Origin of the sequence: Mobilicoccus massiliensis, assembly GCF_000826525.2 — a bacterium.
In the GTDB taxonomy this organism is placed as follows: domain Bacteria; phylum Actinomycetota; class Actinomycetes; order Actinomycetales; family Dermatophilaceae; genus Mobilicoccus; species Mobilicoccus massiliensis.
Genome location: NZ_LN651329.1, coordinates 193,867 through 207,090, shown reverse-complemented (window position 1 = coordinate 207,090; position 13,224 = coordinate 193,867). Strand labels below are relative to the sequence as shown.

Genomic DNA, 13,224 nt, shown 5'->3' with positions numbered 1-13,224 from the left:
CGACCCCGACGCCGATGCAGGCGGGTCACCCCCCAGGTTCACCGGGGGTGACCCGCCTGCGGCGTCAGGCGACCGGTGGTTCCTCGGTCGAGCGGAGTCGGGCGGAGAGTGCGCGTCGCCCGAGCGCGGCGGCACGGGCGAGGTGGCGCGCGCCGAACGCGGTGAGGAGCACGAAGGGTGCGGTCCACAGCGGGGCATGGGCGAGTTCCCACGCCATCACCGCACCGAACAGCGGCGCGCGCTGGGTGACGGCGAGTACGCCTGCGGCTCCGAGCAGAGCGAACACCGGCAGCACGACGCCACCGGAGTACGCGCCGAGCGGGCTCGCCACCACCGCCCCGAGCGCGCCGCCGGTGGCCAGGGCCGGGGTGAGCAGACCGCCGACGGCGCCGGAGCGCAGACACAACGCGGTTGCCACCGGCTTGACGATGAGGAGTACGGCGAACAACGACAGTCCCGCGTGTGTCGAATATGCGAGCTGGAGGATGTCCTTCCCGTTGCCCGGCAGTGCCGGCAGGGCGATCGACGCCACTCCGACCAGCGCCGACGCGCCGCCGACGAACAACGGAAGGCGCCATCCCGGCGCAGGAGGATGACCGCGCGCCCAGCGGGCCAGACGGTGGAACGCCGCGCCGACGAGCGCTGCTGCCGGCACACACGCCCCCGTCCACGCGAGCGTGACGAGCACGACCTCCGGCGTCGGAGTCACCACCGGGAACCGGTAGGTCGGATCGCTCGTCACCACGGGCCAGGCGACGACCGTCGCGATCCCCGACATGGCTGCCGCGATGAGCACCGCGCGCACGTCGCGCCGCACGGGCAGGGTCTCCAGGGCGAAGACCGCCCCCGCGAGGGGCACGTTGTAGACGGCGGCGAGCCCTGCCCCGGCCGCGGCGGCCATGACGGCGCGACGCGATGCGGCCGAGACCTCGAACCGGGACGACAGCGCGTCGGCCAGCGCGGCCGAGGCCTGGCGAGGCGCGCCCTCGCGGCCGATCGACGCGCCGGAGCCCACGACGAGGATCTGCAACAGGGCGTCGAGCACGGTGCGGCGCAACGGGAGTCGTGGGGCCTCATCGGTGAGGGCGTCCTCGACCGTATGAACGTCGACCCGGCGACGCAGCCACCACCACCCACCCCCGGCGAGAGCCCCGCCGACGAGAGGACCGATCACCCGGCGCAGATCGGAGGCCGATTCGACCTCCTCGAGCAACGAACCGCTCGCCTGCCCGTACGTCACGGCCTCGACGAGCAGCAGGAGAGCGGCCATGGCCGCCCCGACGAGCCCCGCACCCACCCCGGCGAGCACGACGAGCACCGCCATCCGCAGCCCACGCCGCGCGGCAGGCACGACAGCCCGGAGAGCGGCCATGGCCGCCCCGACGAGCCCCGCACCCACCCCGGCGAGCACGACGAGCACCGCCATCCGCAGCCCACGCCGCGCGGCAGGCACGACAGCCCGTTCCACGCCCATCCGCTCCCCAGGTCGACCCGCACGCGCCACGTGAGTCGTGGCCCCGCCCACTGTCTCAGCTCTCAGGCGACCGGGTGCGGGCCCGGCCCGGTCTCCGCCCACCGCCCGGCGCCACGTGCAGGAGGCGTCGTCGTGAGAACCGGCAGGTCAAGCGCCTGGTCGCCGCGATCGTCCGCACCGCTCGTCCACGGTTCACCTGCCCGTCACCACCCCGCCGACGGGCGCGAGCCGCCACGCGGGATGCTCGAACCATGACGGCATCGACCCCCCCGGTGCGGGGGCTCCACCTGCAGTTCGGCGCGGACGCGGCTCGTGAGGTCGTCGTGAGCTGGTGGACTCCCGACCCGGTGACCGCGCCGCGATGCACGATCCGTACGCGCGACGGGGCAGCGACGACGCACGCGGCCTCGACCCGCTCGTACGCCGACGCGCGATCGGGCCGCACCGTGCACGCGCACCACGTCTCGTTCACCGGTCTCGAGCCCGCCACCCGTTACGAGTTCGTCGCCGAACACGACGGAGCGGCACCGGAACACGGCGACTGGCTGACCGGCCCGGCGGGCAGGGCGGCGCTGTCGTTCACCGCGTTCGGCGACCAGGGTGTGCCGATGGATCCGGTCGAGGCCGAGCGGCTCGGGCTGCCAGGCGTGGGCGGTGGGCTCGGGGCGCCCGAAGCGGCCGGAGCCACGGCCGGGGTCGAGTCGCTGCGGCCGTTGTTCCACGTCCCCGCGGGTGATCTGGCCTACGCCAACCTCGCCCCCGACCGCGTCGAGACGTGGGCGCGCTACTTCGACCACACGTCGACCTCGGCCCGGCACCGGCCCTGGATGCCCGTCCCCGGCAATCACGAGAACGAGCACGGCAACGGCCGCTTCGGCTACGACGCGTATCGCACGTTCTACGCACTCCCACACGCGAGCGGACACACCGACGACACCCGCGGACTCTGGTACGCCTTCACGGCCGGATCCGTGCGCATCGTCGGCATCCACACCGACGACTTCGCGATCCAGCACGCGGGCGACGACGTCATCCACGACTACTCACGCGGCGCGCAACTCGCCTGGCTGCGCGAAGAACTCGGCACCACCCGCGCCGACCCCGACATCGACTGGGTCATCGTCGTCGGCCACCAGTTGTGCATCAGCACCGCCGACCGCGCCAACGGCGCCGACCTCGGGCTACGTCGCGTACTGCTCCCGCTGTGCGCGGAGTTCGACGTCGACCTCGTCATCGGCGGCCACGACCACCACTACGAACGCTCGCACCCCGTGCTCGGCGGCGCCGACAACGAGACGTGCACCCCGGTCGTCGCGGCGACACGCCTCGACGAGATCGACGCGACCGCCGGCACCGTCCATCTCCTCGTGGGCAGCGGAGGCACCTCGGCACCCACTCACGAACGCATGACGACGCCGCCGCGCTGCCGAGTCATCACCGACGTCACCCTGACCGACGACCGCTGGGGGCGCCGACTCCCCGTGCACGTGTGGGAGGACGCGCCGTGGTCGGCGAGTCGCAACCTCGCGCACCCCTTCGGCTTCGTGCAGGTCACGGTGGATCCCGGTGACCGGCCCGGCGGCCTCACACGACTCACGGTGACGTTCCACGAGGTGCACGACGCGGCCGGCACCCTGCGGGAGTTCGAGACCTTCACCCTCGTCCGGCCCCGCTCCGACGCTCCCACCTCCGGCAGCGCCGCGCGTCGACTGCCGGCACGCGCCCCGGCCTGAGGCCGGCGACGGCCCCTCACGGCTCCGTGTCGTTCGAGCCCGGCGTGCGCGATTCGCCGTCCGTCTCGCAAGAGACCTCGGCATCGGCCACGCCCGCCACGTCAGGCGTCGTCTCGCCCAGGGTCGGCGTGTGAGCCACCCGGGCCCGCGCGACGGCGAGCCCGACGGCGCCGGCCACCGCCGCGGCGGCGCGAAGCGCAGAACGTCGAATCACACCGTCGAGCCTACGACCGGCCCCGGGCCACGCACGCTCGGAGTCCTCCGCGGCCGACCGTCTGCCCGGGTGGGCGAGCCACGCGCGACACTGGGCCGCATGACCTTCCACGAGAGCTGGGTGGAGCGGCAGATCCGCGAGGCGACCGAGCGTGGCGAGTTCGACAACCTGCCCGGCCGTGGCAAGCCGCTCGACCTGCACGATCTCGACGATCCGGAGTGGTGGACCAAGCGGTTCCTCGAACGCGAGGGTTTCGACGCGTCGGCGACGATGCCCCCGGTGATGCAGCTGCGCGCCGAGCATGCGACGTTCCCCGAGTCCCTGGCCGAGGTGGGCCGCGAGGAGAACGTGCGGGAGATCCTGCGCGACTACAACCGTCGTGTCGTCGAAGACCGTCTGCGTCCCGTGGTCGGCAAGGCGATGCCCGCCGTCGCGCCTCGCGTGGACGTCGAGGAGATGGTCGGCCGGTGGCGTGAGCTGCGCATCGCCCGGGAGAGCGTCGGACACGAGAACGACACGGCCCCCGACGGCCCGCCTTCGCGCTGGCGTCGCGCCTGGTGGCGTCGGGTCCTGGGCGTGGGCCCGGGCACGGACACGCCGCCACGCTGAACCTCACGGCGGACGACATCGACGCAGTTCCCGGCGGGCGATTCCCCCGATCACCGCGAGCAGACGCAAGACTGGGCGACTCCGGGAGACCCCGGCACACCGGCGCTCGCGTCGGCACGACGAACGGGAAGCGAGACAGACGATGATGCGCACCGCCGACGACCCGGATCCCACCGCCAGTTGGGGCCAGGCGATCCAACCGGTCAGCGACCTGCTGTGGAGCACCCCGATGGTGGTGCTCATCCTCGGCATCGGCCTGGTGTTCACGCTCGCGATGGGCTTTCCGCAGATCCGGCGGATCCCCGACATGCTGCGTCAACTCGTCGGCGGTGGCGGCTCCGAGCGTGGGGTCTCCTCCTTCGAGGCGCTGGCCATGGCGCTCGGGGGACGCATCGGCACCGGCAACATCGCCGGCGTCGCCACGGCGATCGGCCTCGGCGGCCCGGGGGCGATGTTCTGGATGTGGGTGACGGCGATCGTGGGCTCGGCGGTCGCCGTCGTCGAGTCCTCGCTCGCGCAGGTGTGGAAGGAGGAGATCAACGGCGAGTACCGCGGTGGCCCCGCCTATTACATCGAGAAGGGCATCGGCTGGAAGTGGCTCGCACTCGGCTACGCCGCCGCGACCGTGTTCGCGACGACGATCACCGGCCCGTCGGTGCAGGCGTACAACATCGCCGAGTCGGCGAACACGGCGTTCCAGATCGACGTGCGCCTCACCGGCGTCGTCGTCGCCGTGCTGTTCTGCGCGGTCGTCTTCGGAGGCATGAAGCGCATCGGAAGGGTGTGCGGATTGGTCGTGCCATTCATGGCGATCGGGTACATCGTCATGGGCATCGTCGTCCTCTCCCTCAACGCCGCCTATGTGCCGGAGATGTTCCGTCTGATCTTCTCCAGCGCCTTCGGCGGCGAGGCCGTCTTCGGCGGGATGTTCGGCGCCATCGTCATGTGGGGCGTGCGGCGCGCGGTCTACTCCTCCGAGGCCGGCACGGGTTCTGGCGCCCAGGCGTCCGCCGCCGCCGAGGTGAGCCACCCCGTCAAACAGGGCCTGGCCCAGGGCTTCTCGGTGTACATCGACACGCTCTTCGTGTGCACGGTCACCGGCCTGATGATCCTCGTGACGAACTCCTACAACGTCATCGACGAGAACGGGCGCAAGGTGCTCGAGTACCTGCCCGACGTCAAGGCGGGCCCGGCGTTCACGCAGAACGCCATCGAGTCGGTGCTTCCCGGATTCGGCGCTCCGTTCGTCGCGATCGCGATGTTCTTCTTCGCGTTCACCACCCTGCTGTCGTTCGGGTTCTACGCCGACACCAACATCGCCTACCTGTTGCGGGGCAAGAGCTACGAGCGTCGGACGAACACGGTCTTTCAGATCGTTCTCGCGATCTCCATCCTGCTCGGCTCCTGGCGTTCTTCGGAGTTCGCCTGGGGCCTGGCCGACATCGGCCTCGGGCTCTACACGTGGATCAACCTCATCGGCCTCGTGTTCCTCGTGCCCGTCGCGATGCGGGTGTTCAAGGATTACGAGCGACAGCGCAAGGCGGGCCACGATCCGGTGTTCCGCCCAGAGGCCGTCGGCATCACGAACGCGCCGCTCTGGAACACGATCGCCGATCGGTACCAGAGGGAGGCCGACTCCCCGGTCATGCGCTGACCCGCGCGGACGCCCTGGCCCCGCGGCGGGACGGGTGAAGTCCCGATCCTGGATCCCGCGCGCGACGCGATGCGACGCCGTCCTTCGCCGCGGGCTGCCACAGGGTGCAGACATCGACGGCCGAGCGCCGGACCGCGGGTGCGGTCCGGCGCTCGGCCGTCTCGGTCAGGCGGGGGTCACTTGGCGGCGGCGCGCTCGTCGACGACGGTGAAGCGGATGGTGTCGGTGTAGACGCGGCCGTGGCGGTCGGTGCCCTTGACCGTGGCGGTGTGGACGCCGCGGTTCAGGGACTCGGGGAGCTGGGCGCGCCAGATGGACGTGCCGTCCTGAGGGACGTTGCCGTTCTTCGAGAGCAGGTTCGCGTTGGCGCCCTCGACGTCGGCGAACTCCCAACCGGTGTTGAGCTTCTCGCCCTTGGCAGGCTGCATGAGCTCGGCGACCTTGGGGGCGCGGCCGTCGACGGAGACCTCGACGGTGGCCTTCGTGGAGGCGGCGAAGAAGTTGGCGGAGATCCAGGTGCCGCCCTTGAGGTCCTCGTCGGTGATGACGTTGAGGTCACCGAACTCGGGCGCGGCGCCCTCGTTCTCGTTCTTGTCGGTGCGCCAGGCCAGACGCTTCGGGGCCCACTCACGCCAGGACGGGGAGTTGACGCCGAGGGAGAAGCGGTGGCTGTAGGGCTTGTTGCGCACCTTGTAGGACTCGACGAACTCGTTGCCCTTGAGGCCGATGGTGAGGGTGCCGGGGCGGACGCCGCCCTTGCCGATGGCGTAGGGCAGGCCGTACTCGTCGAGGTTGCCGGAGTGCCAGTCGCCGGAGACGGTGCCGGTCACGATCTGGTGGAACGGCAGGCCGTCGATGCCCTTCTTGGCCCACTCCTCACGCTTGTCGCCGGGCAGGAGGTTCTCCATCGTGTGCGTGTGTCCACCGATGAGCAGGGTGTTCTCGGCGGTGCGGCCGGCGGCCTTGAGGGCGTCGAAGACCTCCTTGGCGTCCTGCGTGCCGGTGTTCCGGTAGTGCACGAACGGGGCGTGGGCCTGGATGACGACGAGCTTGTGCGCGGGGACGCGAGCCAGGTCCTTCTTCAGCCATTCGAGCTGCTGGGCGTCGAGGCCGGTCTTGTAACCGCCGGACTTGGCGTTGGGGACGGCACCGTTGTAGAGGATGTTGTCGAGGCCGATGAGGTGGGTCTGGCCGACCTCGTAGGAGTAGTACTCGGGGCCGAACTGGGCGCGGTAGGTGTCGAGGCTGCCCTCGTCGTCCTTGGCGTCGAAGTCCATGTCGTGGTTGCCGGCGACGAGGCGGATCGGGCCGCGGAGGTCGCGGTAGATGTCGCGCATGGGGGCGTTGAGCGAGAGGTCGTCCCACACGTTGTCGCCGAGGAGCATGACGCCACAGCCGCCGAGGTCGGTGCGCTTCATGAGGTCGCGCACGGGCCCCTGCTTGGCGTAGTTGAGCTCGGTGAGGTTGCGGGGCTGCGTGTCGGAGGCGACGGCGCAGTTCTGGACGTTCTTGGCGGTGGCCTTGGACTTCACCATCGGGAAGTTGACGGCCTTGGGCAGGGCGCCGGTGGGGGCGATGCCGCCGAACTTGAGCTTGGGCGAACCGTTGGGGAAGTGGTTGTAGGAGAACTGCGCGATGTTGTCCTCGTTGACCGGGACGGCGTAACCGGCCGGCTGCGTGACGAAGACGGTCATGCGGTCGTACACCGGCAGCGAGTACTGACCCGCCGCGTTGGTGGTGACGATGTCGCGGCCGTTGGAGACGGCGACTCCCGCGATGCCGTTCTCGTTCTTGTCCTTGCGGCTGTTGCGGTTCTTGTCGACGAACACCGATCCGGTGAGCTTGTTCTCGTCGGCGGCCTTGCCGCGGACGACGTCGACGTGGCCGCTGTAGTCGTCGCGCACGACCTCGGCCTTGCGCTCGGGGTCGACCCGCGGGGTCGAGTCCGCCTGGGCGATACCCGCCGGGACGAGGGCGAGCCCGACGAGCGGAAGGATGGCGGTGGCGACGCGACGCTGGACTGTAGACATGGAGTTCTCCTGACCGAGAAGGGTTGGGAATCACCGAAAACGGGACGACTGTCACGTTTCTCCGTTCAGGAGACGTCCGGGTTGCCCCCGGCCGATCTTTGGGCGGCGATCTCGGTGGAGAGGTTGCATTCGCTTGAACGCCAGGCCAATTCGCCGGCTCGAACCGACGAGAGGCCTGGTCGAGCGTCGCCGGGTCGTCCCCGCGCGCATCGGCGCCGACGCCCTTACTCTGGCGGTACCCGACCGAGGAGGCAGCAACCATGAGTCAGAGCAACGACGACATCGAGACCGAGAACGCGCCGCAGACCCAGGTCGACGACAGCCACACCGAGCCCGACGAGACGACCGCCGGTCCCGCCGAGCGCCACGACCCGGGCAACGACAACCCGGCCACCAACGCGCCCGTCGAATGACATGCCGAACGACATGAGGATGACGCCCGAGCGCTGAGTCCCACGTGCCGTCGAGGCCTTCGCACCCACCGTGTGCGGGGGCCTCGACGAGTTCCCGGGCCCGGGGGACGTGATCGACGTCGCCTTTCACCGGCGTCGTCTGTCCACTGGCCGGGCCACGACGGTCACCACGCCGATCGGCCGCGTTCATACCGTCCCTCGCACGACACGCCGAACCATCGCCCTCCTCGCCTGCCTCCTGATCTCGGGATGTGCGCTGCCCTCACTCGCCGTACCTCGGCCGGCGGCGCCGACGACCGATGCGGTCACGCAGGCTCCGGCCGGCGACCCAGCCCCCACGGCGCCTCCGTCGGCCACGGCGCCCGCCGACGCTGCCCCCACCGACACGGCCCCCGCGGAGGCCCACCCCGACGACTCCGGTGTGGTCACGTCGCGGACCTCCACGGTTCTCCCGTTCGATCAGCGCACGACGATCGACGGGCACCGACACGGCCCCCGCGGAGGCCCACCCCGACGACTCCGGTGTGGTCACGTCGCGGACCTCCACGGTTCTCCCGTTCGATCAGCGCACGACGATCGACGGGCTCACGGTCATCGTCCACCGCCCGGTCGCGGCCGACGACGCCTTCCGTCGGAAGAACGACCTCCCGACCGTCCGGACGCTGTTCACCGTCGAGATCCTCAACGATCCCCGACGGCCGGTCGACCTCGACGCCTACACGTTCATGCTGTTCCGCGGCAACACGCAGGTCAGGCTCGACGAGGCACCGTTCTCTCGCCGAAGTGGCCCGATCGATCGCCAGGGTCACATCCTCCCCGGCGGGACCCACACGCTCCTCGTGGCACTCGAGACCGATCCCGCCGATTCCTACACGGCCGGATTGGTCAAGTCGGAGGCCGGGCAGGCCCCTCGACTCCTGGCCGTCTTCACCCACCGTCTCCGTGCCGCCGACACGCATCTGGTCGACCCCAGTCGAAGCCGCGGCCTGACGTTCCACATCCGGGGTGGGGCGTCGTTCACGGCGGGTCAGACGCCGGGCAGCCGCTGATCAGGGCAGCAGCGCGATCTTCTGCCAGATCTTGGTCTGCAACCCGGTGGTCAACGACTCGATCCCCTCGATCGAGGTGAGCACCACGTCGTCCGAGGTCGACTGGGCGTACAACGCGGCGGACTTGCCGACGAGCGAGAGCATCTCGCTGCAGTAGTCGAGGTAGTGGAACAACTCCTCCGCCGTCATCGTGTCGCGCACCGATTCGGCCGTCCTCGAATACCGCGCGCGGATGCGTTCCGGGTCCTTGGTGAGCTGGTGCATGTCGATGACGTGCGCGAGCGAGCGCAGCCGATGGAGCACACCGAGAACGCGGCGACGTTAGTTGAGTCCCTGATAGTGGTGTAGCGCGGTCGTCGAGATCGTCACCGGCGTGGACGTCGGACGCAGGCGCGGCCACCGCGTGATCCTTCGAGTTCACCTCTCACAGATCTCTCGAATGGAGTCATCACGATGACCGCTCCCCACATTGTCGACCCTGCACGTCTGCTGGGCGAAGCACTCGCCGAAGCCTCACCCGATCTGATGCGCTCGCTGTTGCAGACGATGATCAACGCCCTGCTCTCGGCTGATGCTGATGCGGTGGTCGGTGCCGAGTACGGCCGCCCCAGCCCGGGCCGGACCGCGCAGCGCAACGGGTACCGTCACCGCCCCCTGGACACCCGGGTCGGGACCATCGACATCGCAGTCCCCAAGCTGCGCAAGGGCACCTACTTCCCCGAGTGGCTGCTTGAGCGCCGCAAGCGCGCCGAAACCGCCCTGATCACGGTCGTGGCGGACTGCTACCTCGCCGGCGTGTCCACGCGGCGGATGGACAAGCTGGTCAAGACCCTCGGGATCGACTCACTGTCCAAGTCGCAGGTCTCGAGGATGGCGGCCGAGCTCGACGAGCACGTCGAGGAGTTCCGCCACCGGCCGTTGGACGCAGCTGGGCCGTTCACGTTCGTCGCCGCGGACGCGTTGACCATGAAGCTCCGCGAAGGCGGGCGGGTCGTCAACGCCGTCGTGCTGCTGGCCACCGGCGTGAACGGCGACGGGCACCGCGAGGTCCTCGGTATGCGCGTGGCCACTGCTGAGACCGGCTCGGTGTGGAACGAGTTCTTCGCCGACCTGGTTGCCCGCGGTCTGACCGGTGTCCGGCTGGTCACCAGCGACGCGCACCAGGGTCTGGTCGAGGCGATCGCGGCGAACCTTCCCGGAGCGTCCTGGCAGCGGTGCCGCACCCACTACGCCGCGAACCTCATGTCGGTGACACCCAAGAGCATGTGGCCCGCGGTCAAGGCGATGCTGCACAGCGTGTACGACCAGCCCGACCGTCCCGCGGTCCACGCCCAGTTCGACCGACTCCTGGACTACGTCGAGGGAAAGCTGCCCGAGGTCCACGACCACCTCGACGGCGCCCGCGCCGACATCCTGGCCTTCACCGGCTTCCCCAAGGACGTGTGGACCCAGATCTGGTCCAACAATCCCGCCGAACGCCTCAACCGCGAGATCCGGCGCCGCACCGACGCCGTGGGCATCTTCCCCACCCGCGACGCCATCGTCCGGCTCGTCGGAGCCGTCCTGGCCGAGCAGACCGACGAATGGGCCGAAGGCCGCCGCTACCTCGGACTCGAGGTCCTCGCCCGCTGCCGGGTCAACATCGTCCCCAACACCGAACCCGAGATCGGAGCTGATGACCCGCCCGCCCTGACCGCCTGACCCATCAAGAAGGAGAACGCAGCGCTACACCACTACCAGGGACTTGACCGCGACGTTCGAGGCGCTCGGGCAGGGCGTGGAGAAAGAACACGGCCACACCGGCGAACACGATGTCGTTGATCGTGCTCTCCACGAGCGGCGGCCAGTCGATCGCCGAGAGTCGATGTGCCTCACCGAACGCCGCCCCGGCGCCGACGACGACCGTGGCGGTCACGGCGACGACGATCACCGCGATGAGTACTCGGCAGCCGTTGCGGATGAGCACGAACGCGGGTGAACGGTCGCGCTCTCGCCCGATGGTCTCGACGAGGTCGCAGAGCTGGTCGGCGAGCTCTGCCAGGTGACGCTCCGGAAACCGGGCGCGGACACGGCGCTCGAGACGCCGTGCGGTGCCGTAGACCGGGCCCGCGTCCAGACGATGAGCGCTTTCGCCGCCCGTGCCGGGCCGCGCCGACCCCTCGAGACGCCTTCGGGGGTTCGTGCGGGCCGGCCCAGAGGAATCGCTCTCCACGGCACCGAACCTAGCCGTCCGAATCGCCGTCGGAGGCCCCGTGGCCCGACCGCGCCCGAGTTCCACGCAACACGGGCGGGCGACACGGACACGCAACAGAGACCGATCAGTCCCGCCCCTGCGGCGAGCCTCGTTCGCATTCGTCCTGGTCATCGCCCGACCATGTCGCGGCGTCGTCGAGCTGGCCGGTCTTTGTTGCGCGAACTGGGGGCGGCCTCACGAGACGAGGAGCATGGCGGCGATCGACAGCATCGTGATTCCGACGACGACGTCGATCGCCTGCCAGAGGCGCGGGCTGGCCAAGCGGGGCGCGAGGGCGCGGGCGCCGAGGCCGAGGCCGGTGAACCAGACGAGACTGGCCGTGACGGCACCGGTCGCGAACTGCCAGCGCCCGACCGGCCCGTGCTGGTTGGCGACCGACCCGAGCATGAGCACGGTGTCGAGATAGACGTGCGGGTTGAGCCAGGTGAGCGCGACCGCGGTGAGCGCGACCGAGCCGGCGCCCCGGGGAATCGAGGCGACGAGCCCGCTCGCCTTTCGCGCCGACCAGAGGCTGCGCACTCCGAACCAGGCGAGGTAGGCAGCGCCGCCGAAGCGGAGCAGTTCGAGCACTGCGGGGTGCAACCGGCTCACCGCTCCGATGCCCGCGACCCCCGCGAGGATGAGGACGAGGTCGCTCAGCGCGCAGATCGCGACGACGATGCCGATGTGCTCGCGTCGGAGGCCCTGGCGCAGAACGTAGGCGTTCTGCGCGCCGATCGCGATGATGAGCGCGGCGCCGGTGGCGAATCCGAGGAGAGCGGTCGTCATGCCGGAAACGGTAGGGATCGGCGTCGATTCAATCCAGCGAAACATTCTTCGCGACCCTAAGGTCAGCTTATGCACGCTGATCAGCTCGCTGCCCTCGTCGCCGTGGTCGACGAGGGCTCGTTCGAGGCCGCCGCGAGGGCCCTACACGTCACGCCGCCGGCGATCAGCCAACGCATCAAGGCCCTCGAACGGCACCACGGCCGGGTCCTCGTCGTGCGTTCCTCGCCGTGTCGGGCGACCGCCGACGGCGAGGTGCTGCTGCGCCTGGCCCGCCAGGTCGCCGAGCTCGAGGCCGACGCGGTGTCGGCACTCACCCCCGACACCGTGCACCGGCGCCGATTGCCCCTCGTCGTCAACGCGGACTCGCTCGCGACGTGGTTCGTCCCCGTGCTGGCCGAGGCCGCCACCTGGCCGGACGTCACGCTCGAACTGCTCATCGAGGTCGAGGACCACGGCACCCAACACCTGCGCACCGGCGCCGCGGTCGGAGCCATCACCTCCGACCCCGTGGTCGTGTCCGGATGCACGATCGAGCCGCTCGGAGTCCTCCGTTACGTCCCGGTGTGCACCCCGCAGTTGCGCGAGCGCCACGCGTCGACGCAGGTGGACTGGGCCCGGTTGCCGATGGTCCGATTCAGCGACGAGGACGAACTGCAGCATCGGCTGCTGCGTAGACACGGCGTCGAGGGTGCCGAGATCCAACACCTCATCCCCGAGAACCACGCGTTCCTCGCCGCGGTGCGAGCGGGTCTGGGGTGGGGACTCATCTCCGAGCCTCAGCTCGGGGACCTGCTCGACACCGGGGAGCTCGTGCGCATCGGTCGGAACGACGATCACGTCGACGTCCACCTCGCCTGGCAGAGTTGGCGTCTGCCGTCCCGAGCGACCACGCGCCTCGGCGAGGCGATTCATCGCGCAGCGCGAAACGGGCTGCGGCCACCCCCGCGCCCGTCCTCCTGACCGGCACGCACACGAGAACGCCCTCGGCACTCGCAGTGCCGCAGTCCGAGGCGCCGGTGTCGCCTC

At 70.2% G+C, this 13,224-nt stretch carries 13 protein-coding genes; 7 read left to right on the top strand and 6 right to left on the bottom strand.

The genetic code is table 11. The features are described 5' to 3' along the window. Nucleotides 1–64 precede the first annotated feature (64 nt). Nucleotides 65–1,468, bottom strand: coding sequence for a chloride channel protein (locus tag BN1197_RS08760; RefSeq protein ID WP_141397253.1), 1,404 nt, complete (start codon nt 1,466–1,468; stop codon nt 65–67). Between the two features lie 257 nt (nt 1,469–1,725). On the opposite strand from BN1197_RS08760, the gene BN1197_RS08755 reads away from it, so the two are divergent. Next, nucleotides 1,726–3,207, top strand: a complete 1,482-nt coding sequence (locus tag BN1197_RS08755; RefSeq protein ID WP_052466286.1) for a purple acid phosphatase family protein — start codon at nt 1,726–1,728, stop codon at nt 3,205–3,207. A gap of 16 nt (nt 3,208–3,223) precedes the next feature. Here the strand turns inward: BN1197_RS08755 and BN1197_RS17085 are convergent, their stop codons facing one another. After that, complete coding sequence (locus tag BN1197_RS17085; protein ID WP_141397252.1) at nt 3,224–3,421, bottom strand: hypothetical protein; 198 nt, start codon at nt 3,419–3,421, stop codon at nt 3,224–3,226. 99 nt (nt 3,422–3,520) lie between these two features. On the opposite strand from BN1197_RS17085, the gene BN1197_RS08750 reads away from it, so the two are divergent. After that, complete coding sequence (locus tag BN1197_RS08750; RefSeq protein WP_040158475.1) at nt 3,521–4,030, top strand: DnaJ family domain-containing protein; 510 nt, start codon at nt 3,521–3,523, stop codon at nt 4,028–4,030. A gap of 142 nt (nt 4,031–4,172) precedes the next feature. After that, nucleotides 4,173–5,684, top strand: coding sequence for an alanine/glycine:cation symporter family protein (locus tag BN1197_RS08745; RefSeq protein WP_245851864.1), 1,512 nt, complete (start codon nt 4,173–4,175; stop codon nt 5,682–5,684). Between the two features lie 176 nt (nt 5,685–5,860). On the opposite strand, the gene BN1197_RS08740 is transcribed toward BN1197_RS08745, so the two are convergent. Beyond that, a complete protein-coding gene (locus tag BN1197_RS08740; RefSeq protein WP_040158470.1) occupies nt 5,861–7,714 on the bottom strand; it encodes a calcineurin-like phosphoesterase C-terminal domain-containing protein in 1,854 nt (617 codons plus the stop codon). Nucleotides 7,715–7,974: 260 nt separating this feature from the next. Here BN1197_RS08740 and BN1197_RS17330 point away from each other — a divergent pair, with 260 nt between their 5' ends. Then, the gene (locus BN1197_RS17330; protein ID WP_176489730.1) at nt 7,975–8,127 is read left to right on the top strand and encodes a hypothetical protein; all 153 of its coding nucleotides are present in this window, start codon (nt 7,975–7,977) and stop codon (nt 8,125–8,127) included. Between the two features lie 524 nt (nt 8,128–8,651). Beyond that, the gene (locus tag BN1197_RS08730; RefSeq protein WP_040158465.1) at nt 8,652–9,176 is read left to right on the top strand and encodes a hypothetical protein; all 525 of its coding nucleotides are present in this window, start codon (nt 8,652–8,654) and stop codon (nt 9,174–9,176) included. Here BN1197_RS08730 and BN1197_RS08725 read toward each other — a convergent pair whose 3' ends face one another. After that, complete coding sequence (locus BN1197_RS08725) at nt 9,177–9,479, bottom strand: hypothetical protein (RefSeq protein ID WP_052466283.1); 303 nt, start codon at nt 9,477–9,479, stop codon at nt 9,177–9,179. A gap of 150 nt (nt 9,480–9,629) precedes the next feature. Here BN1197_RS08725 and BN1197_RS08720 point away from each other — a divergent pair, with 150 nt between their 5' ends. Further along, complete coding sequence (locus tag BN1197_RS08720; RefSeq protein ID WP_040158461.1) at nt 9,630–10,877, top strand: IS256 family transposase; 1,248 nt, start codon at nt 9,630–9,632, stop codon at nt 10,875–10,877. A gap of 4 nt (nt 10,878–10,881) precedes the next feature. Here the strand turns inward: BN1197_RS08720 and BN1197_RS08715 are convergent, their stop codons facing one another. Together BN1197_RS08715 and BN1197_RS08710 are read right to left on the bottom strand one after the other, a co-directional pair. Next, the gene (locus BN1197_RS08715; protein WP_052466281.1) at nt 10,882–11,388 is read right to left on the bottom strand and encodes a hypothetical protein; all 507 of its coding nucleotides are present in this window, start codon (nt 11,386–11,388) and stop codon (nt 10,882–10,884) included. 216 nt (nt 11,389–11,604) lie between these two features. Continuing rightward, nucleotides 11,605–12,198 carry a LysE/ArgO family amino acid transporter gene (locus BN1197_RS08710; RefSeq protein WP_082043746.1) on the bottom strand — a complete coding sequence of 198 codons (594 nt, stop codon included), beginning with the start codon at nt 12,196–12,198 and terminating at the stop codon, nt 11,605–11,607. A gap of 69 nt (nt 12,199–12,267) precedes the next feature. On the opposite strand from BN1197_RS08710, the gene BN1197_RS08705 reads away from it, so the two are divergent. Then, nucleotides 12,268–13,158: a LysR family transcriptional regulator ArgP gene (locus tag BN1197_RS08705; protein WP_040158455.1), complete on the top strand. Its 891-nt coding sequence runs from the start codon at nt 12,268–12,270 to the stop codon at nt 13,156–13,158. The last annotated feature ends 66 nt before the right edge of the window (nt 13,159–13,224 follow it).

What these genes read in the sequence shown, in the direction of transcription:
- BN1197_RS08755 (WP_052466286.1), top strand. Translation starts at nt 1,726, where the DNA reads ATGACGGCATCGACCCCCCCGGTGCGGGGGCTCCACCTGCAGTTCGGC.
- BN1197_RS08750 (WP_040158475.1), top strand. Translation starts at nt 3,521, where the DNA reads ATGACCTTCCACGAGAGCTGGGTGGAGCGGCAGATCCGCGAGGCGACC.
- BN1197_RS08745 (WP_245851864.1), top strand. Translation starts at nt 4,173, where the DNA reads ATGATGCGCACCGCCGACGACCCGGATCCCACCGCCAGTTGGGGCCAG.
- BN1197_RS08740 (WP_040158470.1), bottom strand. Translation starts at nt 7,714, where the DNA reads ATGTCTACAGTCCAGCGTCGCGTCGCCACCGCCATCCTTCCGCTCGTC.
- BN1197_RS17330 (WP_176489730.1), top strand. Translation starts at nt 7,975, where the DNA reads ATGAGTCAGAGCAACGACGACATCGAGACCGAGAACGCGCCGCAGACC.
- BN1197_RS08720 (WP_040158461.1), top strand. Translation starts at nt 9,630, where the DNA reads ATGACCGCTCCCCACATTGTCGACCCTGCACGTCTGCTGGGCGAAGCA.
- BN1197_RS08710 (WP_082043746.1), bottom strand. Translation starts at nt 12,198, where the DNA reads ATGACGACCGCTCTCCTCGGATTCGCCACCGGCGCCGCGCTCATCATC.
- BN1197_RS08705 (WP_040158455.1), top strand. Translation starts at nt 12,268, where the DNA reads ATGCACGCTGATCAGCTCGCTGCCCTCGTCGCCGTGGTCGACGAGGGC.